This is a genomic window from Agromyces sp. NSFZ, from assembly GCF_056156205.1.
The window spans coordinates 2628003-2652181 of record NZ_CM149585.1 but is presented as its reverse complement, the minus strand read 5'-3'; the positions used below and the strand labels follow the sequence as shown (position 1 = coordinate 2652181).

The 24179-nt window shown below is 71.9% G+C and carries 23 protein-coding genes; 21 read left to right on the top strand and 2 right to left on the bottom strand.

Annotated features, from left to right (window positions below; all coding sequences use genetic code 11):
- The 11 genes from ACVFI9_RS12450 (at window position 1) to ACVFI9_RS12400 (ending at window position 12226) form a co-directional block, all read left to right on the top strand.
- On the top strand, window positions 1-969 hold the full coding sequence (locus ACVFI9_RS12450; protein WP_474762535.1) for an AAA family ATPase: 969 nt from the start codon (window positions 1-3) through the stop codon (window positions 967-969).
- The gene (locus ACVFI9_RS12445) at window positions 966-2264 is read left to right on the top strand and encodes a DUF58 domain-containing protein (protein ID WP_474762534.1); all 1299 of its coding nucleotides are present in this window, start codon (window positions 966-968) and stop codon (window positions 2262-2264) included. The genes ACVFI9_RS12450 and ACVFI9_RS12445 overlap by 4 nt, the downstream gene beginning before the upstream one ends.
- Complete coding sequence (locus ACVFI9_RS12440; protein WP_474762533.1) at window positions 2261-4570, top strand: transglutaminase domain-containing protein; 2310 nt, start codon at window positions 2261-2263, stop codon at window positions 4568-4570. Before ACVFI9_RS12445 ends, ACVFI9_RS12440 begins: the two co-directional genes overlap by 4 nt.
- 9 nt (window positions 4571-4579) lie before the next feature.
- A complete protein-coding gene (locus ACVFI9_RS12435; protein ID WP_474762532.1) occupies window positions 4580-5143 on the top strand; it encodes an FHA domain-containing protein in 564 nt (187 codons plus the stop codon).
- A 118-nt stretch (window positions 5144-5261) separates the two neighbouring features.
- Window positions 5262-6710, top strand: a complete 1449-nt coding sequence (gene leuC / locus ACVFI9_RS12430) for a 3-isopropylmalate dehydratase large subunit (RefSeq protein WP_474762531.1) — start codon at window positions 5262-5264, stop codon at window positions 6708-6710.
- A gap of 1 nt (window position 6711) precedes the next feature.
- Window positions 6712-7332 carry a 3-isopropylmalate dehydratase small subunit gene (gene leuD, locus ACVFI9_RS12425; protein ID WP_474762530.1) on the top strand — a complete coding sequence of 207 codons (621 nt, stop codon included), beginning with the start codon at window positions 6712-6714 and terminating at the stop codon, window positions 7330-7332.
- The gene (gene murA / locus ACVFI9_RS12420) at window positions 7329-8699 is read left to right on the top strand and encodes a UDP-N-acetylglucosamine 1-carboxyvinyltransferase (protein WP_474762529.1); all 1371 of its coding nucleotides are present in this window, start codon (window positions 7329-7331) and stop codon (window positions 8697-8699) included. Before leuD ends, murA begins: the two co-directional genes overlap by 4 nt.
- A gap of 7 nt (window positions 8700-8706) precedes the next feature.
- Window positions 8707-9483 (top strand): lysophospholipid acyltransferase family protein, encoded by a 777-nt coding sequence (locus ACVFI9_RS12415; RefSeq protein WP_474762528.1) that lies wholly within the window; start codon window positions 8707-8709, stop codon window positions 9481-9483.
- Window positions 9473-10612 carry an NAD(P)H-dependent glycerol-3-phosphate dehydrogenase gene (locus tag ACVFI9_RS12410; RefSeq protein WP_474762527.1) on the top strand — a complete coding sequence of 380 codons (1140 nt, stop codon included), beginning with the start codon at window positions 9473-9475 and terminating at the stop codon, window positions 10610-10612. Before ACVFI9_RS12415 ends, ACVFI9_RS12410 begins: the two co-directional genes overlap by 11 nt.
- A complete protein-coding gene (locus tag ACVFI9_RS12405; RefSeq protein WP_474762526.1) occupies window positions 10512-11603 on the top strand; it encodes a D-alanine--D-alanine ligase family protein in 1092 nt (363 codons plus the stop codon). The genes ACVFI9_RS12410 and ACVFI9_RS12405 overlap by 101 nt, the downstream gene beginning before the upstream one ends.
- 32 nt (window positions 11604-11635) lie before the next feature.
- A complete protein-coding gene (locus ACVFI9_RS12400; RefSeq protein ID WP_474762525.1) occupies window positions 11636-12226 on the top strand; it encodes a hypothetical protein in 591 nt (196 codons plus the stop codon).
- Between the two features lie 9 nt (window positions 12227-12235).
- Here the strand turns inward: ACVFI9_RS12400 and ACVFI9_RS12395 are convergent, their stop codons facing one another.
- Complete coding sequence (locus ACVFI9_RS12395) at window positions 12236-12739, bottom strand: DUF3515 domain-containing protein (RefSeq protein WP_474762524.1); 504 nt, start codon at window positions 12737-12739, stop codon at window positions 12236-12238.
- 24 nt (window positions 12740-12763) lie between these two features.
- Between ACVFI9_RS12395 and thiL the strand changes: the two genes are divergently transcribed.
- On the top strand, window positions 12764-13762 hold the full coding sequence (gene thiL, locus ACVFI9_RS12390; protein WP_474762523.1) for a thiamine-phosphate kinase: 999 nt from the start codon (window positions 12764-12766) through the stop codon (window positions 13760-13762).
- Here thiL and rsmD read toward each other — a convergent pair.
- On the bottom strand, window positions 13732-14319 hold the full coding sequence (rsmD, locus tag ACVFI9_RS12385; RefSeq protein ID WP_474762522.1) for a 16S rRNA (guanine(966)-N(2))-methyltransferase RsmD: 588 nt from the start codon (window positions 14317-14319) through the stop codon (window positions 13732-13734). The two genes, thiL and rsmD, sit on opposite strands and share 31 nt — an antisense overlap.
- A 78-nt stretch (window positions 14320-14397) precedes the next feature.
- Here rsmD and ACVFI9_RS12380 point away from each other — a divergent pair, with 78 nt between their 5' ends.
- From ACVFI9_RS12380 to rnc, 9 genes are read left to right on the top strand one after another with little or no spacing between them, the layout of a single operon-like run.
- On the top strand, window positions 14398-15210 hold the full coding sequence (locus ACVFI9_RS12380) for a hypothetical protein (protein ID WP_474762521.1): 813 nt from the start codon (window positions 14398-14400) through the stop codon (window positions 15208-15210).
- A complete protein-coding gene (locus ACVFI9_RS12375; protein WP_474762520.1) occupies window positions 15207-17414 on the top strand; it encodes an ATP-dependent DNA helicase RecG in 2208 nt (735 codons plus the stop codon). The genes ACVFI9_RS12380 and ACVFI9_RS12375 overlap by 4 nt, the downstream gene beginning before the upstream one ends.
- Before the next feature lie 51 nt (window positions 17415-17465).
- The gene (coaD, locus tag ACVFI9_RS12370; protein ID WP_474762519.1) at window positions 17466-17957 is read left to right on the top strand and encodes a pantetheine-phosphate adenylyltransferase; all 492 of its coding nucleotides are present in this window, start codon (window positions 17466-17468) and stop codon (window positions 17955-17957) included.
- A complete protein-coding gene (locus tag ACVFI9_RS12365; protein WP_474762518.1) occupies window positions 17954-18988 on the top strand; it encodes an AAA family ATPase in 1035 nt (344 codons plus the stop codon). The genes coaD and ACVFI9_RS12365 overlap by 4 nt, the downstream gene beginning before the upstream one ends.
- A gap of 2 nt (window positions 18989-18990) precedes the next feature.
- Window positions 18991-20325, top strand: coding sequence for a DUF58 domain-containing protein (locus tag ACVFI9_RS12360; RefSeq protein WP_474762517.1), 1335 nt, complete (start codon window positions 18991-18993; stop codon window positions 20323-20325).
- Window positions 20315-22651 (top strand): transglutaminase TgpA family protein, encoded by a 2337-nt coding sequence (locus tag ACVFI9_RS12355; protein ID WP_474762516.1) that lies wholly within the window; start codon window positions 20315-20317, stop codon window positions 22649-22651. The genes ACVFI9_RS12360 and ACVFI9_RS12355 overlap by 11 nt, the downstream gene beginning before the upstream one ends.
- A gap of 11 nt (window positions 22652-22662) precedes the next feature.
- Window positions 22663-23226 carry a YceD family protein gene (locus tag ACVFI9_RS12350; protein WP_474762515.1) on the top strand — a complete coding sequence of 188 codons (564 nt, stop codon included), beginning with the start codon at window positions 22663-22665 and terminating at the stop codon, window positions 23224-23226.
- Between the two features lie 9 nt (window positions 23227-23235).
- Window positions 23236-23439, top strand: coding sequence for a 50S ribosomal protein L32 (gene rpmF, locus ACVFI9_RS12345; RefSeq protein WP_022887809.1), 204 nt, complete (start codon window positions 23236-23238; stop codon window positions 23437-23439).
- Between the two features lie 28 nt (window positions 23440-23467).
- Entirely contained in the window at window positions 23468-24178 is a 711-nt protein-coding gene (rnc, locus tag ACVFI9_RS12340; RefSeq protein ID WP_474762514.1) for a ribonuclease III, read from the top strand.
- Window position 24179 lies beyond the last annotated feature (1 nt).

The following is a 24179-nucleotide window of genomic DNA, read 5'->3' as shown; positions in this document are numbered from 1 at the left end:
ATGGCAGTGACACAGGAACAGGCACTCTGGTTCCAGGACGCCTTCTCGAAGCTCGTCGACAACATCGATCAGGCGATCCTCGGCAAGCGCGAGGTCATCGAGCTCGTGCTCGTCGCGCTGCTCTCCGACGGGCACGTGCTGCTCGAGGACTTCCCCGGCACGGGCAAGACCGTGCTCGCGAAGGCCCTCGCGAACACCCTCGACGGCACCAATTCGCGCATCCAGTTCACGCCCGACCTGCTGCCTTCCGACGTCACGGGCGTCACCATCTACGACCAGGGCAAGGGCCGGTTCGAGTTCCACCGCGGACCGATCTTCGCGTCGATCGTGCTGGCCGACGAGATCAACCGGGCGAGCCCCAAGACGCAGTCGGCGCTCCTCGAGGTCATGGAGGAGGGCCGCGTCACCGTCGACGGCGTGAGCTACGACGTGGGCTCGCCGTTCATGGTCATCGCGACGCAGAACCCGGTCGAGCAGGCCGGCACCTACTCCCTGCCCGAGGCGCAGCTCGACCGGTTCCTCGTCAAGACCTCGCTCGGCTACCCCGACCACGACACGGCCGTCACGCTGCTGCTCGACTCCGCGAACCGGGCCCGCGCATCGAGGGTCGCGCCGATCATCGCCGCCAGCTCGGTCACCACGATGTCGCAGCTCGCGTCCGAGGTGTTCGTGGATGCCGCGGTGCTCTCGTACCTCAACCAGCTCGTCTCGGCGACGCGCGAGCATCAGGATTCGGCCCTCGGCGTGAGCATGCGTGGCGCACTCGCGCTCGCGCGTACCGCGAAGACCTGGGCGATCGCGCAGGGACGCACGTACGTGACGCCCGACGACGTGCGCGAGCTCGCGGTGCCGGTGCTCGCGCACCGCATCATCGTCGATCCCGAGTCGGAGTTCGCGGGCACGACCGCCCAGGACATCGTCGAGCGCGTGCTCGTCGAGGTCGCCCCACCCGCGTACCGGGCGGCATGAGCGAGCCCGACCCCCTCCTGAAGCCGCCCTCGCAGACGCGCATCGCGCTGCGGACGATCGGGCGGTCGCTCGCGGCATCCACTCGCTCGCTCGGCCGACGGGCCCGTGCGATCGGTCGAGCGGTCGCCCGGTTCGCCCGGCCGGTGACGGGCGTGGTGTCGACGGCCGGATGGCTCGTCGCGGGCGCCGCGGCAGCCTGCCTCGTGATCGCGTGGCTGCTCGGCTGGGTCGAGTTCGCCTTCCTCGGCTTCACGCTGCTCGCGGCGCTGCTCGTCGCGGTGCCGTTCGTGTTCGGCCGCATGGACTTCCGCGTCGCCGTCGAGCTGCAGCCGGCCCGCGTGGTGGCGGGGGAGCGGGCGCTCGGGCGCCTCGTCGTCGAGAACGCCGGCACGCGGACCACGACGCCGTCGCGGCTCGAACTCCCGGTCGGCGCGGGTCTCGCGGAGTTCATCGTGCCGGCCCTGCCGCAGGGCGGGGAACACGAGGAGCTGTTCGCGGTACCCACGTCGCGCCGCGCCGTGATCGTCGCCGGACCGGCGACGTCGGTGCGCGGCGACCAGCTCGGCCTGCTGCGGCGCACGATGCGATGGAACGATCCGGTCGAGCTGTTCGTGCACCCGCTGACCGTTCGGCTCCGACCGTCGGCGGCCGGCCTCGTGCGCGACCTCGAGGGCGAGGTCACCAAGACGATCACGAACAACGACATCTCGTTCCACGCACTGCGCGCCTACGAACCGGGTGACGCGTTGCGCAACGTGCACTGGCGCACGTCGGCCCGGACGGGCCAGCTCATGGTGCGCCAGTACGAGGAGACGCGGCGCTCGCAGCTCATCCTCCTGCAGCCGACGGAGTCGACGCACTACGCGTCCGAAGCGGAGTTCGAGCTGGCCGTGTCGGTGCTGGCATCCATCGGCGTGCAGGTGATCCGCGACGCCACGCGGCTCGCGGTGCTCACCGAGGCGCGGTCGCTCCGCACGGCGACGCCCACGGCGCTCCTCGATGACAGCTCGCGCATCGAGCCCGTCCGAGGCGCCTTCGCCTCGGTCCGGGAGTTCGCTCGGGATGCCACGAAGCGACTCCCGCCGCCGAGCGTCGTCATCACGGTCGCCGGCTCCCGGCTCCCCGTGGCCGACCTCCGAACGCTCGAGACGCTGTTCGGCGCCGACACGCAGACGATCGCGTTCCGGGTCGAGCTCGGCGCGGCGTCCCGTGTGACGCGAATCGGCGACACCACGGTCGTGACCGTCGGCGAGCTCGCCGAGCTGCCGCGACTCGTGCGAAGGGTGCGACCGTGACCAGGCTGTCCCGATCGGTCGTGACCGACCTCGGCGTGCTCGGTGTGCTCTCCCTGCTCGGCATCGCCGGCTACGAGACGGCGTACGGCGGCCTCGGCTTCCTCATCGCGGCGGTCGCGGGCCTCGCTGTCGGCACGTTCACCGCGACGGTCGGTGCGCTCTGGCGACTCGGCGTCGTGACGACGGTGCTCGTCGCGATGGCGGGGTACTTCCTGATCGGCGTGCCGGTGACCATGCCCGATCGCGCGCTGTTCGCCGTGCTGCCCTCGCTCGAGGGCCTGGCCGGCCTCGCCATCGGCCCGGTGTACGGCTGGGCCGACATCGTCACCATCGGCACGCCCGTCGAGGCTCCCTACTACGTCGCCGTGGTGCCGTACTTCGCGGCGTGGCTCATCGCGCTGGTCGGCACGATGCTCGTCACGCGGTGGCTGGCGCGACGACGCACGGCCCTCCGTTCGAGCGTGCTGCTCCTCGGTCCGGTGGCCCTCTACCTCTCTGGCATCCTGCTCGGAACCGATGAGGCCTATCTCGCGGGCGTCCGCGGGGTCGCGTTCGCGACGATCGCGCTCGTCTGGATGTCCTGGCGCCGGGGCGCGACGGTCGAGTCGAGCGGAGACGGCGCAGTGCGGCTGCAGCGGCAGAAGCTCGCGGGCACCGCGACCGTGGTCGCGGGGGCCGTGGCGCTCGGCGCGATCGCCGGCGTCGCGTTCACTCCGATCGCGCCCGATCGGTTCGTGCTGCGCGACGAGGTCGTGCCGCCGTTCGACCCCCTCGAGTTCCCGAGTCCGCTCTCGGGGTTCCGCACGTACACGAAGGACCTCGCCGAGGAGCCGCTGTTCCGCGTGTCGGGACTCGAGCCGGGCGACGTCATCCGCCTCGCGGCCATGGATGCCTACACCGGACGACTGTGGACCGTCGCCGGTCCCGAGGACGCCGCCGACGGCGGGTACGCGATCGTCGGACCCACGCTCCCCGAGCCGCCGCTCGCGAGCCTCGGCAGCACGCGCGCGATCGAGGTGTCGGGCGCGTCGTACGACGACATGTGGCTTCCGACGGTCGGCTACGGGACGACGCTCGACCTCCGCGACGAGGACTCGGTCGAGCGGGCGGGAGACCTGCGGTACAACGCCGGGGCCGGCACGGCCGTGCTCACGAGCGGTGTCGGGCCGGACGTGCGTTACCGCCTCGAGTCGCGAGTCCAGCGCGAGCCCGAGCTCGAGGATCTCGTCGACGTGCCCGTGGCGCGTGTGCCGATGCCGTCGGTCGAGAACGTGCCCGACGTGGTGGCGGCCAAGGCGGAGGAGTACGCGGGCGACGCGGTGACCCCCATCGAGCAGTTGCGGGCCATCGAGCGGGCGCTGAAGACGAGCGGCTACCTCAGCCACGGCCTGGCGAGCGACTCCGTGCCGTCACGGGCCGGCCACGGCGCCGACCGCCTCATCGAGCTCTTCACGAGGACGCAGATGGTGGGTGACGAGGAGCAGTACGCCGCCGCCATGGCCCTCATGGCGCGGCACCTCGGCTATCCGGCGCGCGTCGTGATGGGATTCGCACCCGAGATCCCCGAGGATGCCGAATCGGTCGAGGTCGTGGGCGAGGACGTGACCGCGTGGGTCGAGGTGCCCTTCGAGGGCATCGGGTGGCTCCCGTTCCGCCCTACCCCCGACCAGGTCGACGTGCCGCAGGAGCAGACGCCCAAGCCGAAGTCGGAGCCGCAGCCTCAGGTGCGTCAGCCGCCGAGGGCGGAGCAGCTCGAGGACGAGCTCCTCACGACCGTCGAGATCGACGACACCGACGACGACGATCGCGATCGCCCGTTCCAGCTCCCGGCCTGGGCATGGGTGGCGATGGCCGCGGTCGGCATCCCCGCCATCGCGCTGCTCGCCCCGATGCTCGTCGTCGCGGTCATGAAGGCGTCTCGGCGGAGACGGCGCCGACGCGGTTCCAACGACCGGCAGGCCGCCGGAGCCTGGGAGGAACTCGTCGATCGCGTTGCGGAGCTCGGGCTCGATCCGCCCGTGCGCGGTTCGCGACTCCAGGTCGCCCGGGCGATGGAGCAGGAGCTCGCCGAGCAGGGGCTCGCACCGTCGGGCGCGCCGGGTGTCGCCGAGGCGGCACCGTCGGCGGTGCGGCTGTCGACCCTCGCGGCGACCATCGATCGCGACGTCTTCGGCGGCGTCGCCGTGAGCGACACGGTCGTGGCCGACCGGTGGAAGGCGTCGGATGCCGCGGTCGACACCGTCGCAGGCGGGGCCGGTCGCCTGCGCCGCCTCGTGGCCCGGTACCGCGTGCACCGGCGTCGCTAGAGTGGTCGCGTGGGTTCGCCGGACTTCATCGTGCCGCCGCCGGGGCTGATCCCGGCGGCGCCGCCGACCGAGGAGCCCGAGGGCACGGTGCAGGATGCGCCGCGCCGCGTGCTCCCATCGTTCAGCCCGCCCCCCGGCCTCGTGCCGCCGCTCGGCCCGGCGCGCCCGACGGTCGTTCCCGGCGACCCGGTCGAGCGCATCGAGGCCCCCGGGCCGAGCCCGTCAGAGGGAGCCTGGCGACTGCGCGCGGCGGGCGGCCTCGAGGTGCTGCTCGTGCGTCCGGTGGTGCTCGGGCGGGATCCGGTGGCCGACCCCGCACGGCCCGCTGCCGCGACGATCCCGCTCGCCGACCCGGCCCGATCGGTCTCCAAGACGCACGCGCGCGTCGAGGTCGTCGACGGCCGCGTGCGGGTCACCGACCTCGCCTCGACGAACGGCACCCGCGTGCTCACGGCCGAGGGCGAGTCGTACGAGCTCGAGCCCGGCCGCGCCGTCGACGCGCCGAACGGCGCGACCCTGCTGTTCGGGGAGTTCGCCGTGCGACTGGATCGAGTGCCGCTCGACACGGTGTAGCCTGAGATGGTGCGCGCTCCACGACTCCTCCTTCTGTGCCGCGGCGGGGCCTCCTCCTAGGCCGATCCCCGTCGCGGAGTCCGTCGTCGGCTGACCACAGATTCTGAGGAAGCGAACGTTGAACGCAGTACCCACGACAGAAGCCCGACCCCGCACCCTTGCCGAGAAGGTCTGGGACGCCCATCTCGTGAAGAAGGGCGATGGCGGCACCCCCGACCTCATCTACATCGACCTGCACCTCTTGCACGAGGTCACGAGCCCGCAGGCCTTCGACGGCCTCCGCATGGCGGGGCGCCCGGTTCGCCGACCCGACCTCACGATCGCGACCGAAGACCACAACACCCCCACGCTCGCGATCGACCGGCCCATCGCCGACCCCACGAGCCGCACGCAGATCGAGACGCTGCGCCGCAACGCCGCCGAGTTCGGCATCCGCCTGCACTCCCTCGGCGACGTGGAGCAGGGCATCGTGCACGTCGTCGGCCCGCAACTCGGGCTCACCCAGCCCGGCATCACGGTCGTCTGCGGCGACTCGCACACGTCGACGCACGGTGCCTTCGGGGCCATGGCGTTCGGCATCGGCACGAGCGAGGTCGAGCACGTGCTCGCCACGCAGACGCTGCCCCTGAAGCCCTTCAAGACCATGGCGATCAACGTCGAGGGCACGCTCCGTCCGGGCGTCACCGCGAAGGACATCATCCTCGCCGTGATCGCGAAGATCGGCACCGGCGGCGGGCAGGGCTACGTGCTCGAGTACCGTGGCAGCGCCATCCGCTCGCTGTCGATGGACGGGCGCATGACGATCTGCAACATGTCGATCGAGGCCGGCGCACGCGCCGGCATGGTCGCACCCGACGAGACGACGTTCGCCTACCTGCGGGGCCGCCCGCACGCGCCCCAGGGCGCCGACTGGGATGCCGCGGTCGAGTACTGGAGGACCCTTCCCACCGACGAGGGTGCGCGCTTCGACGCCGAGGTGTCCATCGACGCCGACGCGCTCGAGCCGTTCGTGACCTGGGGCACGAACCCCGGCCAGGGGGTCTCGCTCTCCGACGCCGTGCCCGATCCCGCATCGATCGACGACCAGCACGAGCGCGCCGCCGCCGAGCGCGCCCTCGAGTACATGGCGCTCGAGCCCGGCACGCCGCTGAAGCAGATCAAGGTCGACGCGGTCTTCATGGGCTCGTGCACGAACAGCCGCATCGAGGACCTGCGGGCGTTCGCGTCGATCATCAAGGGCAGGAAGAAGGCCGACGGCGTGCGCGTCATGGTCGTGCCGGGCTCGGCGCGGGTGCGACTCGAGGCCGAGGCCGAGGGCCTCGACCGGGTGATCGAGGAGTTCGGCGCCGAATGGCGCTTCGCGGGCTGCTCGATGTGCCTCGGCATGAATCCCGACCAGCTGGCGCCCGGGGAGCGTTGCGCGTCGACGTCGAACCGCAACTTCGAGGGCCGCCAGGGCAAGGGCGGCCGCACGCACCTCGTCTCGCCGCTCGTTGCCGCGGCGACCGCGATCCGGGGGACGCTCTCGAGCCCCTGGGATCTGCAGACCGAAGGGGAGGGGCGCTGACATGCAGAAGTTCAGCACCGTCACGGGCATCGCGGTTCCGCTGCGCCGATCGAACGTCGACACCGACCAGATCATCCCGGCCGTGTTCCTCAAGCGCGTCACGAAGACCGGCTTCGAGGACGCCCTGTTCCACGCGTGGCGGCAGGACCCCGAGTTCATCCTGAACCGACCCGAGTACCAGGGCGCCCGCATCCTCATCGCCGGTCCCGACTTCGGCACCGGTTCGAGCCGTGAGCACGCCGTGTGGGCGCTGCGCGACTACGGCTTCGACGTCGTGGTCTCCAGCCGTTTCGGCGACATCTTCCGCGGCAATTCCGGTAAGCAGGGCCTCCTGGCGGCACAGGTCGCCTACGAGGACGTCGAGCGGCTCTGGGAGGTCGTCGAAGCCGATCCGGGAATACCCGTCACGGTCGATCTCGTTGAGCGTACGGTGAGCGCGGGCGCGCTCTCGGTCTCGTTCGACATCGACGACTACACTCGGTGGAGGCTTCTCGAAGGGCTCGACGACATCGGGCTCACCCTCCGGGACGAGGAGTCGATCGCCGAGTTCGAGTCACGTCGAGAGTCTTGGCGGCCGAAGACGCTCCCCATCAGGGAGCCGGCAGAATCAGGGAGTCTGTGAACACACTCGGGCAGGACGCCAAGAACCACGCAACCGCCGTCGGACTGAACGTCGACCGGATCACGATCAACGGCGGCAAGCCGTTGCACGGCCGCATCGAGTTGAAGGGTGCGAAGAACCTCGTCACGAAGGCCATGGTCGCGGCGATCCTCGGCGACACTCCGAGCGTGCTGAAGGACGTGCCGAACATCAGCGACGTGCGCATCGTGCGCGGCCTCCTCGAGGTGCACGGTGTCAGCGTCACGCACGGCGTCGACGAGGGCGAGCTCATCCTCGACCCCTCTGCCGTGGAATCGGCGCACATGGCCGACATCGATGCGCACGCGGGTTCGAGCCGCATCCCCATACTGTTCTGCGGTCCGCTGCTGCACCGGCTCGGCGAGGCGTTCATCCCAGACCTCGGCGGTTGCCGCATCGGCGACCGCCCCATCAACTTCCACCTCGAGGTGCTGCGCAACTTCGGCGCGATCATCGAGAAGCTGCCGAGCGGCATCCGGATGTCGGCGCCGAACGGGCTGCACGGGGCGAAGGTGTCGCTCGAGTACCCGAGCGTCGGCGCCACCGAGCAGGTGCTGCTCACGGCGGTGCTCGCCGACGGCATCACCGAGCTCTCCGGCGCAGCCATCGAGCCCGAGATCATGGACCTCGTCAACATCCTGCAGAAGATGGGCGCGATCATCACGGTCGACACCGACCGGGTCATCCGCATCGAGGGCGTCGAGAAGCTGTCGGGGTACACGCACCGGGCGATCCCCGATCGCAACGAGGCCGCCAGCTGGGCCGCCGCCGCGCTCGCGACCGAGGGCGACATCTTCGTGGGCGGCGCCAGGCAGGCCGACCTGCTCACCTTCCTCAACGTGTTCCGCAAGGTCGGCGGCGCCTTCGAGATCCACGACGACGGCATCCGCTTCTACCACCCCGGCGGCGAGCTGAAGCCCGTCATCATCGAGACCGACGTGCACCCGGGATTCATGACCGACTGGCAGCAGCCGCTCGTGGTCGCGCTCACCAAGGCAAAGGGCGTCTCGATCGTGCACGAGACCGTGTACGAGCAGCGGTTCGGCTTCGTCGACGCGCTCGTCGAGATGGGCGCGTCCATCGAGGTGCACAAGGAGTGCCTCGGAGCGGGGCCATGCCGCTTCGGCCAGCGCAACTTCAAGCACTCGGCCGTGATCTCCGGCCCGTCGCGGCTGCACGGCGCCGACATCGAGGTGCCCGACCTGCGCGGCGGCTTCAGCCACCTCATCGCGGCGCTCACGGCCGAGGGGCGTTCGACCGTGTCGAACGTGGGCATCATCGCGCGCGGCTACGAGGATTTCCTCACGAAGCTCGAGCTCCTCGGGGCGGACTTCGAACTCGAAGGATAATGGGGGAGTGCCACCCGCGAACCCCTCATCCGACGCTGCCGTGAAGCCGCGTTCAGAGACCCGACGTCCGTCGTTCTTCTGGGTCCTCGCCGTGATCATCCTCCCGGTGATGAACCTGGCGATACGCTTCCGGTTCCGGCACGCCGAACGGATGCCGCAGACCGGCGCCTTCGTGCTCGCGCCGAACCACTACAGCGAGATCGACCCCGTCGTGATCGGCATGGCGAGCTGGAAGCTCGGGCGAGCGCCCAGGTTCCTCGCGAAGGCCTCGCTCTTCAAGAACCCCGTGCTCGCGTGGTTCCTCCGGATGTCGGGGCAGATCCCCGTCGAGCGCGCCGGCAGCCAGAGCCATGCCGCGCTCCGCGCCGCGGAGGAACTGGTCGAGAAGGGCCGCATGGTCGTCGTCTATCCCGAGGGCTCGCTCACCCGGGATCCCGACATGTGGCCGATGCGCGGCAAGACCGGTGCCGTGCGGATCGCGCTCGAACGCGACATCCCGATCGTCCCCATCGCCCACTGGGGCACGCAGGCGCTCCTGCCCCGATACGGCAAGAAGCTGAGCCTCTTCCCGCGCAAGACGATCGACGTGGCGGTCGGTGAGCCCCTCGACCTCAGCGCCTACCGGGGCAAGCCGCTCGACCAGGCCACGTTGCTGAAGGCGACGGGCGAGCTCATGAACGCGATCGCGGCGCTCCTCGCCGAGCTCCGCGGCGAGCCCGCGCCCGCCGAGCGCTGGGATCCCGCGGCGCACGGACAGAAGGAGACCGGTCGCCTTGAAGGGTAGGAACCAGCCCCCGAAGCCGCACGGCAAGCGCGTGGCGGTGCTCGGCGCCGGCAGCTGGGGCACGACCTTCGCGAAGATCCTCGCCGACGGCGGCGCCGACGTCGTCGTCTGGGCGCGTCGGCCCGAGCTCGCGCGCGAGATCCAGGAGGCCAAGCGCAACAGCGACTACCTGGCCGGCGTGAACCTGCCGCTCGGCCTCCGCGCCACGAGCCGGCTCGATCTCGCGCTCGCGGGCGCCGAGCAGGTGTACGTCTCGGTGCCGAGCCAGGCGCTCCGCGAGCACCTCAAGATCGCCGCTCCCCACCTGCACGCCGAGTCCAGCGTGATCTCGCTCATGAAGGGGATCGAGAAGTCGACGGGGCTCCGGATGAGCGAGGTCATCGCCGAGGGACTCCGGATCGACCAGTCGCAGATCGCGGTCATCTCGGGTCCGAACCTCGCGCTCGAGATCGCCAAGGAGCAGCCGACCGCGGCCGTCGTCTCGTCGACGAGCCTCGAGACGGCGCAGGCCGTGGCATCCGTCGCCCGCAACCGCTACTTCCACTCCTTCGTGAACACCGACGTCATCGGCACCGAGTTCGGTGGAGTGCTGAAGAACCTCATCGCCCTCGCGATCGGCATCGTCGACGGCGCCGGCTACGGCGAGAACACGAAGGCGTCGATCATCACCAGGGGCCTCGTCGAGATGACCGACTTCGCCGTGGCGTTCGGGGCGCACCCCGAGACGCTCGCGGGGCTGGCCGGCCTCGGCGACCTCATCGCGACCTGTCAGTCGCCGCTGTCGCGCAACAACACCGCGGGGCGACTGCTCGGGCAGGGCTACCACCTGAGCGACGTCGTGAACCAGATGCAGCAGACCACCGAGGGACTCGCGTCCGTCGGGCCCATCCTCGAGCTCGCGCGGGCGAAGAGCGTGGAGATGCCCATCGTCGAGCAGGTCCGCCAGGTGCTCGCGGGCACGCTGGCCCCGAAGGACATCGCACCGCACCTCACGACCGACGACGAGCCGCAGGGCGAAAGGACGAAGGATGGACAAGCTCAGGGTGGTTCTGCTGTTCGGCGGGCGCTCAAGCGAGCATTCGATCAGCTGCGCGACGGCGGGCGGAGTCCTGGGCGCGATCGACCGTGACCGGTTCGAGGTGATCCCCGTCGGGATCACCCGCGACGGCGCGTACGTGCTCGAGTCCGACGACGCGTCCCGCTTCGGGCTCGATCCGCAGCACCTCCCCGAGGTCGTCGACAACGGCACGCGCGTGCGCTGGCCAGAGAGCTCGGCGTCGCGAGAGCTGACCGTGACGGATGCCACGGGCGAGCGTTCGCTCGGCGAGGTCGACCTCGTCTTCCCGATCCTGCACGGACGGTTCGGCGAGGACGGCACGATCCAGGGCCTGCTCGAGCTCGTCGGCCTGCCCTACGTCGGCAACGGGGTGCTCGCCTCGGCGATCGGCATGGACAAGCACGTCACGAAGACGGTGCTCGAGGGCGCCGGCATCACGGTCGCCCCGTGGGTGTCGGTGACGCGGCGGTCGTGGGACGACGACCGGGAGCTCTGGGAGCGCCGGGCGCGCGGGCTGGGGCTGCCGGTGTTCGTGAAGCCCGCACGGGCCGGATCGTCGGTGGGCGTCACGAGGGTCGCCGACTGGTCGGAGCTCGACGCCGCCCTCGACGTCGCGTTCGCCGAGGACCGCGCCGCGCTCATCGAGGCCGCGATCAGCGGTCGCGAGATCGAGTGCGCGGTGCTCGAGGGCCGCGACGGCGCCCCGGCGCGCGTGAGCGTCGCGGGCGAGGTCGTGGTGACCGGGCGGGAGTTCTACGACTTCGAGGCGAAGTACCTCGACGCTCCCGGCGTCGAGCTCATCTGCCCCGCCGACCTCGGCGACGGCGAGCTCTTCGAGCTGCAGCGCATCGCGCGCCACGCGTTCGAGGCCATCGGCGCCGAGGGCCTTGCCCGTGTCGACGTCTTCCTCGGCGACGAGGGCTTCGTGGTCAACGAGATCAACACCATGCCGGGGTTCACGCCCATCTCGATGTTCCCGACCTGCTGGCTGAAGTCGGGACTGAGCTATCCCGAGCTCATCACCGAGCTCATCGAGGTCGGGCACGCGCGCGGCGTGCGCTAGGCGATAGGCTTCCGCCGAAGGCCGGAGGCGCGATGAGAGGGGACCGGCGGGTCGAGGAACGAACCGCACCGTGGCTCGCGTTCCCCGGCGCCGTCGCGGCGTTCCTGGTGGTGGCGTTGCTCGTCGTCGGTCTGTTCGGCCTCGTCGTGCCAGCACCCGGGCTCGGCATGCGGAACTGGCTCGTCGTGTTCTTCCAGTCGAGCAGCGGTGTCGGGCAGCTCCCCGACGACCCGCTGCGCCTGCTGAATCCGCTCGACATCGCCATCCTCGTCGCCGTCGGCGTGGCCTACTCGGGAATGTGGCCGGGCCCGTTCCGGCCGCATCCCGTCTGGATGGTCGTTGCGGCGGTCCTGCCGTTCGCGGGCATCGTCGTGTTCCTCGTGACCGGACAGGCCGGCCGCTCGGCGGTGATGGCCGCGGGCATCATCGTCGCGGTCCTCTTCGCGGTGGGACGCGCATGGCTCATCGCCGCGCTCGGCATCGTGGCCAACGGCGCGCTGCTCGTGGCGGACTTCGCGCTGGGCGTCGTGCAGCCGCCCGTCGCGGTGCTCGTCGCCGTGGGGTACGTGCTGCTCATGGCGTGGTTCGGGGCGCTCGGCGTGCTGATGCTGCGGCGTCGCTGAATCGTCGCGTCAGCCGCCGGCGCCGTCGTCGAGCGACACGCAGCCGCCCTCGGCGGGGATCGCGGCGACCGCCTGCGAGAGGTCGGCGATCGCGGTCGAGCCCGACACCACGTCGTTGTCGACGAGCACCTCGACCGCGGGGGTGCGGCCGTAGGTCGTGAACAGGAACCGCGGGGCATCCGATTCGTCGATGATCCAGTCGACGCCGTCGACGCTCACGCAGCGGTCGGTCGTGGGTCCGGGCGGCTCGACGCCGCACCGGAGCAGCACGGCGGCAGGGGAGCCCCAGGCGCCGGTGCCCTGCGCGTTGGTCTCGCGTTCGGACAGACCGGCGACGGTGTCGGGCAGGCGCACGACCACGGCGGCGCAGTCGGGGTCGGTCGCGTCGGGCGCGGGGTCGAAGGTCACGGCCTGGGTGCAGCCGGCCAGCACGCCGACGCCGACGACGGCCACGGCCGCGGCGGACACGGCTCGGGGGAGCCCGCGGGGGCGACGGGCGGCTGGGTGGGGCATCCATCTCAGGCTACCGTGAGTGGCATGGAACGAGCTGCGCGCCCGGGCGGACCCACGATCGCGGAGCTCGGCGAGAGCGCGGTGCTCGCACGCATCCTGCCCCGGCTGACACCGGGCGATTCGACACTCCTCCCCGCCGGTGACGACGCCGCGGTGGTGGCCGCCCCCGACGGACGCTTCGTCGTGACCACCGACATGCTCGTGCACGGCCCCGACTTCCGCCTGGCCTGGTCGACGCCGTTCGACCTCGGCTGGAAGGCCGCGGCCACGAACCTCACGGATGTCGCCGCCATGGGCGCCCGCCCCACGGCGCTGGTCGTCGCCGTGGCGGCGCCGCCCGCGACGCCGGTCGGCGTGCTCGAGGCGTTCGCCGACGGCCTGCGCGAGGGACTGGCCGCGCTGGCCCCCGGCGCGGGTGTCGTCGGGGGCGACCTGTCGGCGTCCTCGGTGCTCACCATCGCGGTGACCGCGTTCGGCGATCTCGAAGGACGCGCGCCGGTGCTGCGTTCCGGCGCCCGGGTCGGCGATCTCCTGGCGCATGCGGGCGCCCGGGGCGACGCCGCGCGCGGGCTCGCGCTGCTGTTCGCCGAGGGCACCGACGACACGGCGGAGCCGGATGCCGAGGCGGCCCGTGAGGTGCGGCTGCGGCATCCGGAGCTCGTGCGCGCCCAGCTCGCCCCCGAACCGCCCGTCGGCGCGGGCGTCGTCGCGGCGGTCGCGGGAGCCACGGCGATGCTCGACGTCTCCGACGGCCTCGCCCGCGACGCGCGCCGGATCGCCGAGGCGAGCCGCGTCGGCCTCGACTTCGAGTCCGCGGCGCTGGGCCCCGACCTGCGCGTCGCGCTCGCGGGCGCCGAGGACCACGGCCTGCTCGCCACCTTCCCACCCGGCACGCGCGTGCCCGAGCCGTTCGAGGTGGTCGGCATGGTCGTCGACGACCCCGGGCACGTGCTCGTCGACGGCCGGCGGGTCGGCGCCGACGGCTGGGACCCCTACGCCGGCTGGGACGGACGCTCGGGCTGAGCCGACGCCCACCACAGCGTCGTCTCGCCGTAGTCGCGACGGCGGTCGGGGACGATGCCCGTCGGCCAGGTCGGCTCGGGGGAGCGCGAGCTGCGCTCCACGACGACGACCGCGTCTGCGGCGAGCAGCGGTGCGAGCAGTGCGAGGTCGACCGTGAGCGACGCCTCGCCGAGCTCGTAGGGCGGGTCGATGAAGACGAGGTCGAAGGGTCCCACGGCCGATTCGAGGTAGCTCGAGACCGAGCGCGCGGCGACCGTCACGCGCGTGTCGCGCCCGCGCAGGGCACGGCCGACCGCCTCGGCGTTGCGGCGGCACACGTCGGCGGCGCCCTTGGCGCGTTCGACGAGCACGACGTCGGCTGCGCCGCGGCTCGCCGCCTCGAGACCGAGCGCACCCGAACCCGCGTACAGGTCGAGCACGGCCGCGCCCTCGACGACGTCGCGCGCATCGAGCGCCGAGAAGATGGCCTCGCGCACGCGGTCGCTCGTGGGGCGCGTGCCCGAGCGCGGCACGGCGAGGGTGAGCGAGCCGGCGGCGCCGGCGATGATGCGGGTCATGTCCCCGGAAGCCTAGCGACGACGTCGCGGGCTGTCATGCCCGCGCGGCGCGGTCGCATCCGCTGCAATGATGGAGGGGTGGATGACTCGACCGACCAGGTGCCCGCCGAACCGTCCCGTCACCGGGGTGACGAACAGCAGATGATCGACCGCCTGTGGGATTTCAGCGATCCCGCGGCGAGCGAGGAGCGGTTCCGCGAAGCCGCCGACGACGACACGCACACCTCGCACGTCCGTGCCGTGATGACGACCCAGCTGGCGCGTGCCATCGGCATCCAGGGCCGGGCCGCCGAGGCGCTCGACGTGCTCGACCAGGTCGCGGCCGCCGCGACCCCCGCCGACGACACCGAACGCGACGCCGCCGAGGTGCGCGCCCGGGTCGCGATCGAGCGCGGGCGCATCCTCGCCGCCGATCGGGAGCGTCGTGCCGAGGCGATCCCCGTGCTCACCCGTGGGGTGCGCGAGGCGGCGCTCGCAGGCTCGCCCTTCCTCGTGCTCGACGCCCTGCACATGCTCGCCCTCAACGATGCCGGTCACGAGGAGGAATGGGCCGCCGAGGGCTTCGACGTGCTCGCCGGCTCCCGTGACCCGCGGGTGCTGCGCTGGGGCGTGGCCCTGCACAACAACCTCGGCTGGACGAAGCACGACGCCGGAGACGCCGTCGCCGCGCTGCACCACTTCGAGAAGGCCGTCGAGGCGGCCGATCGCTACGGCACGGCCGAGCAGCAGCACGTCGCGCGCTGGTCGGTCGGCCGGGCACTGCGCACGCTCGACCGGCGCGATGAGGCCCTCGAACTGCAGCGCGAACTCGCGCGGGCCCGGCCCGACGACCCCTACGTGCAGGCCGAGCTCGCCGCCCTGACGGAGGCGGAGCCTACGATCGAGGCATGAGTGCCCAAGGAGCGGATGCCCCGGGCGCCGGCCGGTACACGCTCGACACGCGCCTCTCGGTGCCGCTCGGCGGGCGCACGGCGCAGGCCGTCGAGCGCGCGTTCGGCCATCGCACGGTCGGCGAGTTCCTCTCGCACTATCCGCGGCGGTACGCGATGCGCGGTGAGCTCACGGCCCTCGCGAGCCTGCCGCTCGACGAGCACGTCACCATCGTGGCCGAGGTGCTCGAGGTGCGTGTTCGGGACATGCGGCAGCGCAGGGGCTCGATCGTGGAGGCCAAGATCTCCGACGGCACCGGCATCCTCACCCTGACGTTCTTCAACCAGAAATGGCGCGAGAACGAGCTGCGGCCGGGCCGACGCGGCGTGTTCTCGGGCAAGGTCGGCGACTACAAGGGCAACCGGCAGCTCGCGCATCCGGCCTATCAGCTCTTCGACGACGAGGTGGCGCTCTCGACGGATGACCCGGCCGTGAAGCGCTGGGCCGAGGCGCCGATCCCGATCTACCCCGCGACGAGCGCGCTCTCGAGCTGGGACCTGCAGAAATCGGTCACGCTGGTCCTCGACGGCCTCGGCCCGGTCGACGACCCACTGCCCGCCGAGGTGCGGGCAGCCAAGGGCCTCCTCGACCACCGAGCGGCCCTCGAGGCCATCCACCGGCCCGAGGTGGAGGCCGACTGGAAGGCGGCTCGGCGCACCCTGCGCTTCACCGAGGCGTTCGTGCTCCAGACGGCGCTCCTCCAACGCCGGGTCGAGCTCCGGGCGCACACGACGACGGCGCGGCATCCGTCGCCCGGGGGCCTCCTCGAGCGGTTCGATGCGTCGCTGCCGTTCTCCCTGACCGTCGACCAGCGCGCCGTCGGTGCCGAGATCGCCTCCGACCTGGAGCATCCGGTGCCCATGAACCGGCTCGTGCAGGGCGAGGTCGGGTCCGGCAAGACCGTCGTCGCGCTGCGGGCGATGCTGGCGGTCGCCGACTCCGGCGGGCAGTCCGCGCTCCTCGCGCCCACCGAGGTGCTCGCGGCGCAGCACCTGCGCTCGATCGCACGCATGCTCGGCCCCGAGCTCTCGGCCGCGCTCGTGCCGACCCTCATCACGGGGCAGCTGCCCGCCGCCGAACGCCGCAAGGCGCTGCTGCGCGCCGCCGCCGGGCAGGCGCGCATCGTCGTGGGCACGCACGTGCTCATCGGCGAGACCGTCTCGTTCGCCGACCTCGGGCTCGTCGTGGTCGACGAGCAGCACCGGTTCGGCGTCGACCAGCGCGAGGCGCTCCGGCTCAAGGGTCAGCACCCGCCGCACGTCCTCGTGCTCACCGCGACACCGATCCCGCGCACCGTCGCCATGACCGTGTTCGGCGACCTCGACGTGTCGACGATCCGCGAGCTGCCCGCCGGGCGAGCGGGCATCGAGTCGTTCGTCGTGCCCCTCGCCGAGCGCCCCGCCTGGCGCGCCCGGGTGTGGGAGCGGCTGGCCGAGGAGGTCGAGCAGGGTCGCCAGGGCTTCGTCGTCTGCCCCGCCATCGACGCGCGCGTCGTAGAGGACGACCCCGACGCGCTGGAGCCCGAGGCGGCCGACGGCAGGAGCACCGGGCCCGCGGCATCCGTCACCGCGATCCTCGCCGAACTCGAGGCGCACCCCCGGTTCTCGGGCAAGCGCGTCGCACCCCTGCACGGTCGTATGGGCTCCGAGGAGAAGGACGCCGTGATGCGCGCCTTCGCGGCGGGCGAACTCGACGTGCTCGTCGCCACCACGGTGATCGAGGTGGGCGTCGACGTGCCGAACGCGAGCGTCATGGTGGTCGCCGACGCCGACCGGTTCGGCGTGTCGCAGCTGCACCAGCTGCGCGGACGCGTGGGCCGCGGCTCGGTTCCGGGGCTCTGCCTGCTCGTGACCGCGGCCGAGCAGGGGTCCGTCGCACTGCAGCGCGTCGAGGCCGTCGCCGCAACGCTCGACGGGTTCGAGCTGGCCCGCGTCGACCTCGAGCTGCGGCAGGAGGGCGACGTGCTCGGGGCGACGCAGTCCGGCGGCCGATCGTCGCTCAAGCTCCTGCGGGTGGCACGCGACGGCGACCTCATCGCCGACGCCAGGGAGCTCGCCGCCGGGGTGCTGGAGGCCGATCCGGCGCTCGCGCGGCACCCGGCGCTCGCCGGGGAGGTCCGGCGGCGTGTCGACGCGGAAACGAGCGGATTCCTGAGCAAGGGCTGAGACTCTCGGGCAGTACTCCCGGTGCCCTGCACGGGCACTACGCTGGAGGATATGCAGCGGATCGCCGTCGTCCCAGGCTCGTTCGACCCCGTCACGCTCGGCCATCTCGATGTCATCGGCAGGGCGGCGGGGCTCTACGACGAGGTGCACGTCGTCGTCGTGCACAACCCCGACAAGTCGGCGCTGCTCCCCATCGCCGAGCGCGTGTCGCTCATCGAGCGGTCGATCGTCGACGCGGGCATCCAGGGCCGCATCGTCGTCGCGTCGTGGAGCATGGGTCTCCTCGTCGACTACTGCACCGACGTCGGCGCCTCGGTGCTCGTGAAGGGCATCCGCTCGCAGGTCGATGTCGCCTACGAGACGCCCATGGCCATCGTGAACCGGCACCTCGCCGGCGTCGAGACGGTGTTCATGCTCACCGACCCCGCCAACGCGCACGTGTCGAGTTCGCTCGTGAGACAGGTCTCCGCCCTCGGCGGCGACGTCTCGCCGTACGTCCCGCAGGTGGTGTCCGAGTTCCTCCAGGCGGCGATGACCCCATGAGCGAGGCAGCGGTCACGGTCGGCGACGCGGGCGGCCACGACGCACCAGTCGGCCAGATGGGCATCGACGAGGTGGGTTCCCGTGCCGCCGCCATCGTGCAGAACGTCGAGACCGTCATCGCCGGCAAGCGCGACGCCGTCACGGCGGCACTCACCGTGCTGCTCGCCGAGGGGCACCTGCTCATCGAAGACGTGCCGGGCGTCGGCAAGACCATGCTCGCCAAGGCGCTCGCCCGGTCGGTCGACTGCAGCGTGAGTCGCATCCAGTTCACGCCCGACCTGCTGCCGAGCGACGTCACCGGCGTCTCCGTCTTCGACCAGGCGATCCGCCGGTTCGAGTTCAAGCGCGGACCGGTGTTCGCGAACATCGTGATCGGCGACGAGATCAACCGGGCGAGCCCCAAGACCCAGTCGGCGCTGCTCGAGTGCATGGAGGAGCGTCAGGTCACCGCCGACGGCACCACCTACGTGCTCGATCAGCCGTTCACGGTGGTCGCGACGCAGAACCCCGTCGAGATGGAGGGCACGTACCCGTTGCCCGAGGCCCAGCGCGACCGGTTCATGGCGCGCATCTCGATGGGCTATCCGTCGCCCGCCGACGAACTCGACATGCTCTCCACGCGCGAGACCTCGAGCCCGCTCGATGACCTCGCCACCGTCGTGACGCTGGCCGAGCTGCGCGGCATGATCGCCGCCGTGCACCACGTGTTCACCTCGCAGCCGGTGAAGGAGTACGCGGTCGAGCTGGCGCGAGCGACCCGCGACGACCGACAGTTGCGGCTGGGGGCGAGCCCGCGCGCGACGCTGCAGCTCATCCGCGCGGCGAAGGCGCACGCGGCCATGCACGGTCGCGACTTCGTCCTGCCCGACGACGTCGACGCGCTCGCCGTGCCCGTGCTGGCGCACCGGCTGGTGCCCACCAGCCGCGCCGTGGGCGCCCATGACCGCGACAGCGGACCACTCATCGACGCCATCGTGCGTCGCATCGTCGGCGAGACGCCGGTTCCGGTCGGCAGCGCTCGAAGGTTCTGACCATGTTCCGCCCGCGCCCCGTTCGCGTCACGGCCTGGCCGCGACTGACCCGGCGTGGGGGCTCGCTCATGATCGTGGGCGTGCTGCTGCTCGCCGTCTCCCTGTGGTTCGACCTGCGCGACATCCTCCTGCTCGCCTTCGTGGGCATCGCGATGCCGGTCGCGGCAGGGGTCTTCGTGCTCGTGCGCGCCCCGAAGCTCGCCGTGACCCGCGCGTTCGCGCCCGCGGTGGTCGCGGCAGGCGCGTGGACGCGTGTCGGCATCGTCGTGAAGAACCGGGGGCGTCGCACGTTCGACGGCGCGCACTGGCGCGACACCGTGCCCGACGGGCTGATGGGCCCGGCCGAGGCCATCCTCCCCGCGATCGGCCCCTACGAGGGCGTCCTCCCCTCCGGCGACGACACGGTGCGGCTCGAGTACCGGCTCCGGATGCCCCGGCGCGGCGTGTTCCCCATCGGACCGCTTCGCATCGGCGTGGCCGACCCGTTCGGCCTCGCCCGCATCGACCGCGAGGTCGGATCGGCGCACGAGGTCGTGGTCACGCCGAGGATCACCCCGCTCGACACCGCCCTCGGCAGCGCTGCGTCGATCGACGGCGTGGTGCACGGGCTCCGGCGGCGTCTGCATCCGAACTCCGACGAGCTCATCGCCCGCGAGTACCGGTACGGCGACCCGCTGCGACGCGTGAACTGGGCGGCGACGGCACGGCGTGGCGAGCTCATGGTGCGCGAGGAGGAGCAGCGCGGCGACCCCGAGGCCCGGATCCTCCTCGACACGACGCTGTCGGGTCGCCCACAGGCCTCGTCGGCCCGTCGCGACGACGACGAGCGGGCGCACTTCGGGTTCGAGCTCGGCATCGAGATCGCGGCCTCCATCGGCGTGCACCTGCTCGAGCAGGGGTTCCGGGTGCGCTGCACGCAGGTCGCCGACCCCGAGCGCGGCGTGATCCCCGGCGCCGCGTACGGCGGCATCTACCGCGCCCCGGGCGGCGACCGGATGCTCCTCGAAGACCTGGCGCGGCTCGATCACCCGGGTGGCGCATCACGGCATGCGGGCGCCGTCGGAGGCTCCGATTCGCATCCGGGCACCCGCGACGCACGCTGCCCGGGCTTCGCGGTGCTCGTGGATCCCGACGAGCAGGACGCGCGCGCCCTGGTCGCCCTCCGCCCGTCGTTCGAGCCGGCCGTCGCCTTCGCGACCGACGCCGTCTCGCGCCGGGTGCTCGACCTCCTCGAGGAGGCCGACTGGCGCGTCATGCGGGTCCGCCGCCCCGCCGACATCGGCGACGCGTGGTCGGGCGTCGCGCCGCCGCGCGAGGGGGCGTCGCATGCGCCCTGACCCCGTCGCCCTCTCCCGTGCGCAGCGCCTCGCGCTGACGGCCGCGTCGTTCCTGCTGCTCGTCATCGCGACGATGTCGCTCGGTCCGCTCATCTCGGGGAGCGGGTGGTGGTGGCTCTGCGCGTTCGTCGCGGCGGGCACGCTCTTCGCGGGCTTCGGCCTGCGCGCCCTGCGCACCCCGCCGTCGCTCGTGCCCGTGCTCGAGCTCGTCGTCGTGCTGCTCCTGCTCACCCTGTTCTTCGGCGGCGGAACGAGCATCGCCCTCATCGTGCCCACGGGCGGCACGTTCGAGACGTTCAACCAGCTGATCGTCGGCGCGCAGCGCACGATCCAGCAGCAGGCGGTGCCGGCGATCCCCGTGCCGCCGCTCACCTTCGCGCTCGCGCTCGGCATCGGGCTGCTCGCGGTCGTCATGGACATCCTCGTGCAGACGGCTCGCATGCCCGCGCTCGCCGCGGCTCCTGCGCTCGTGCCGATCCTCATTCCCGGGTTCATCATCGAGGCCGGCGCCGAGATCCCGACCCTCGTGCTCACGGCCGCCGCGTACCTGCTGCTGCTGCGGGTCGACGTGCGCGTCCGCCGGCGTGCCCGCCTCGATGCGGGGGAGGAGGGCGACCAGGCCGCCACGGTGGTCGCACCGAAGCGCGTGCCGATCGTGTCCACCCTCGGCGCGTCCCTCGGCCTCGCCGCGGTCGGCCTGCTCGCGGCCTCCGTGCTCGCCGCATCGACGCCGAGCGTCTCCACGAGCCTCCTCCTCGGAAGCCCGACCCAGGGCTCGCTGTTCGCGCGCGGCGTGAGCCCGTTCATCGACCTCGGACGCGACCTCCGCCGGCCCGATCCGATGCCGGCCTTCCACTACCTGTCGCAGGACGGCGATCGTCCGTACTTCACCCTGCTCACACTCGACCGGTTCGAGGGCCAGGTCTGGTCGCCCACCGAGCGGGCCGTCGATGGCGACAACACGGTGGACCAGATGCCGCGCCCCGACGGGCTCTCGAACGCGGTGGAGGCCTCGGAGCATCCGATCGACGTCGCGGTCGACGAGGTGCGCACGACGTGGCTCCCCGTGCCCTACCCGACGACGAGGATCGAAGGGCTCCAGGGCTCCTGGTTCTGGGACGACGGCGCGCTGACGGTGCGCAGCGTCGACGCGAACACCGGCGGCCAGAGCTACCGCGTCACCCGGCTCGACGTCGCACCGACGCCGCAGCAGCTGCGCAGTGCCGACCGCGACCTCGACGACGAGCTGTCGGCGTTCCTCGAACTCCCCGAGGAGATGCCCGCCATCATCACCGACACCGCGGCGGCGGTCACGGCCTCCGCGCCGTCGCCGTACGACGCGGCCGTCGCGATCCAGGCGTTCCTGCGCGGCTCCGAGTTCGACTACTCGACCGAGGCGCCCGTCGAAGACGGCTACGACGGCGGCGGGTTCGACGTCATCGCGAAGTTCCTCGAGACGAAGGCCGGCTACTGCGTGCACTTCGCCTCCACCATGGCGGTGCTCGCGCGCGAGTCGGGCATCCCGTCGCGCATCTCGATCGGGTACACGCAGGGCACGCCCACCGACGAGCGGGTCGAAGGCGTGCTGCGCATGGAGGTCGACTCGCACGACCTGCACGCGTGGCCCGAGCTCTACTTCGAGGGCGTCGGCTGGGTGCCGTTCGAGCCGACCCCGGGCCGAGGCACGGTGCCCGGCTACTCGCGGCCCGGCGCGGGCGATGAGGGCGCGCCGCCGCTCGCGAGCTCCGCGCCCGCCAACCCGGGCTCGACCGGTCGCCCCGACCTCGACCCCGACCGCGGGCTCGCCGGATCGGCGGGGAACCCGCTCGCCAACGCCGCCCAGTCGTGGCTCCGCGTCGGCGTCGTCGGTCTCGGTGTCGCGCTGCTGCTCCTCGTGCCTGCCGGGGTCCGTGTGTGGCAGCGTCGCACGCGCATCCGGCGCATCCGCCGTGGTGAACGGCCAGCCGATGCCGCGTGGGACGAGCTCGCCGCGACGGCGCTCGATCTCGGCGCCGGCGGCACGGGTGGCGAGACCCCGCGCGAGTTCGCCGCCCGGTTGGCGACGCGCGACGAGTTCGACGACGCACGTGTGCGCGCCGCGATGATGCGCCTTCGCGACGCGGTGGAGCGCGAGCGCTACGGTCGCGTCGCTCCGCCACTCGTCGACGCGGCATCCGATTCGCTCATCGAGGACCTCGCCTGTGCACGCACCGCCCTCGCCGCGGATGCCACCGGAGCCGAGCGGGCGCGCGCCGTCTTCACACCGCACTCGCTGCTCGACGGCATGCGCGGACTGCTCGGCGGCCGGCCCGCCGCCGGGGCGTAGAATCGTCGATCGTGGCCATTCAGCAATCGCCGTTCCGGGTGAACGTGCGCGACCTCGTGAACCGTCCGGGCGAGATGCGCGAAGAGCGCCGCTCGGTGCCCGTGCGCGAGCAGATGGGCGAGGGCCTCGTCGCGGTGCGCGAGGGCGCGGAGCTCGATCTCGACCTCCGACTCGAGTCCGTGCACGAGGGAATCCTCGTCACGGCCGAGATCGACGCGGTCGCAGAGGGCGAGTGCGGCCGGTGTCTCATCGACATCGCGCTGCCCGTCCAAGTCGAGTTCCAAGAGCTTTTCGCGTATCATTCTGGAGAAGCTTTCGAGGTAGAGGTTCAAGACGACCACGTGGATCTTGAACCGCTCATCCGAGATGCGGTGGTGTTGTCACTGCCGTTCCAGCCGGTGTGCCGGCCGGACTGCCCGGGTCTCGACCCCGTGACCGGGGTCCGACTGGCCGATCATCCGGAACTCGTCACCCATGAGCAACGTGACCCGCGATGGGCCGCGCTTGCGGGGTTCCAGGCTTCCGAAGACCAGGGCACGGATGCTGCATCCGAGGCCGACCAGCAGAGAGATTGAGAGAAGATCATGGCTGTTCCCAAGCGGAAGAAGTCACGCGCGAACACCCACGCACGCCGTTCGCAGTGGAAGGCCGAGGTCCCCACGCTCGTCAAGACCGTGGAGAACGGCAAGGTCACCTACAGCCTCCCGCACCGCGCGAAGGTCGTCGAGGACTCGGCGGGCACCCCGCTCTTCCTCGAGTACAAGGGCCGCAAGGTCGCCGACGTCTAGTCGGCCCGCGCCAGTCGATCGACCGGTCGTGACGCGAACGGAGCACACGGCAGCCGCGGAGCACACGCTCGACGACCTGCAGCGCACGCTGCGGGTCGGTGTGGATCCCGACCTGCTCCTGCTCGCGCTCACGCACCGGTCGTTCGCGTACGAGAACGGCGGCATCCCGACCAACGAGCGCCTCGAGTTCCTCGGCGACTCGATCCTCGGTCAGGCCGTCACCGTCAAGCTCTTCCGCGACCACCCCGACCTCGACGAGGGCGAGCTCGCGAAGCGGCGGGCGAGCCTCGTCTCGAGCGCGGCACTCGCCGAGGTCGCCCGCTCGATCGGTCTCGGGCCGTACATCCGGCTCGGTCGGGGCGAGACCATGACGGGTGGCGCCGACAAGCCGTCGATCCTCGCCGACACCGTCGAGGCGATCATCGGAGCCGTCTACCTCGACTCGGGCGGCGACGCCGCCACCCGGCTCGTGATGCGGCTCATCGAACCCCTGCTCGGCGACCCCGACCGCTTCGGCGCCGCGATGGACCCGAAGACGAGCCTGCAGGAGATCGCCGCCCGACGCGGCGCCCCGCCGCCCGTCTACACGATCACCGAGTCGGGTCCCGACCACAACAAGCACTTCGTCGCCACCGTCGTCGTCGGCGAGCTCGTGCAGGCCGCGGGCGAGGGGTCGAGCAAGAAGCAGGCCGAGATGGCCGCCGCCCTCGAGGCGTGGTCGCGGCTCAACTCGAACTGAC

What these genes read in the sequence shown, in the direction of transcription:
- ACVFI9_RS12450 (WP_474762535.1), top strand. Translation starts at nt 1, where the DNA reads ATGGCAGTGACACAGGAACAGGCACTCTGGTTCCAGGACGCCTTCTCG.
- ACVFI9_RS12445 (WP_474762534.1), top strand. Translation starts at nt 966, where the DNA reads ATGAGCGAGCCCGACCCCCTCCTGAAGCCGCCCTCGCAGACGCGCATC.
- leuD (WP_474762530.1), top strand. Translation starts at nt 6,712, where the DNA reads ATGCAGAAGTTCAGCACCGTCACGGGCATCGCGGTTCCGCTGCGCCGA.
- ACVFI9_RS12405 (WP_474762526.1), top strand. Translation starts at nt 10,512, where the DNA reads ATGGACAAGCTCAGGGTGGTTCTGCTGTTCGGCGGGCGCTCAAGCGAG.
- ACVFI9_RS12400 (WP_474762525.1), top strand. Translation starts at nt 11,636, where the DNA reads ATGAGAGGGGACCGGCGGGTCGAGGAACGAACCGCACCGTGGCTCGCG.
- ACVFI9_RS12395 (WP_474762524.1), bottom strand. Translation starts at nt 12,739, where the DNA reads ATGCCCCACCCAGCCGCCCGTCGCCCCCGCGGGCTCCCCCGAGCCGTG.
- thiL (WP_474762523.1), top strand. Translation starts at nt 12,764, where the DNA reads ATGGAACGAGCTGCGCGCCCGGGCGGACCCACGATCGCGGAGCTCGGC.
- rsmD (WP_474762522.1), bottom strand. Translation starts at nt 14,319, where the DNA reads ATGACCCGCATCATCGCCGGCGCCGCCGGCTCGCTCACCCTCGCCGTG.
- ACVFI9_RS12375 (WP_474762520.1), top strand. Translation starts at nt 15,207, where the DNA reads ATGAGTGCCCAAGGAGCGGATGCCCCGGGCGCCGGCCGGTACACGCTC.
- coaD (WP_474762519.1), top strand. Translation starts at nt 17,466, where the DNA reads ATGCAGCGGATCGCCGTCGTCCCAGGCTCGTTCGACCCCGTCACGCTC.
- ACVFI9_RS12365 (WP_474762518.1), top strand. Translation starts at nt 17,954, where the DNA reads ATGAGCGAGGCAGCGGTCACGGTCGGCGACGCGGGCGGCCACGACGCA.
- ACVFI9_RS12360 (WP_474762517.1), top strand. Translation starts at nt 18,991, where the DNA reads ATGTTCCGCCCGCGCCCCGTTCGCGTCACGGCCTGGCCGCGACTGACC.
- ACVFI9_RS12355 (WP_474762516.1), top strand. Translation starts at nt 20,315, where the DNA reads ATGCGCCCTGACCCCGTCGCCCTCTCCCGTGCGCAGCGCCTCGCGCTG.
- rpmF (WP_022887809.1), top strand. Translation starts at nt 23,236, where the DNA reads ATGGCTGTTCCCAAGCGGAAGAAGTCACGCGCGAACACCCACGCACGC.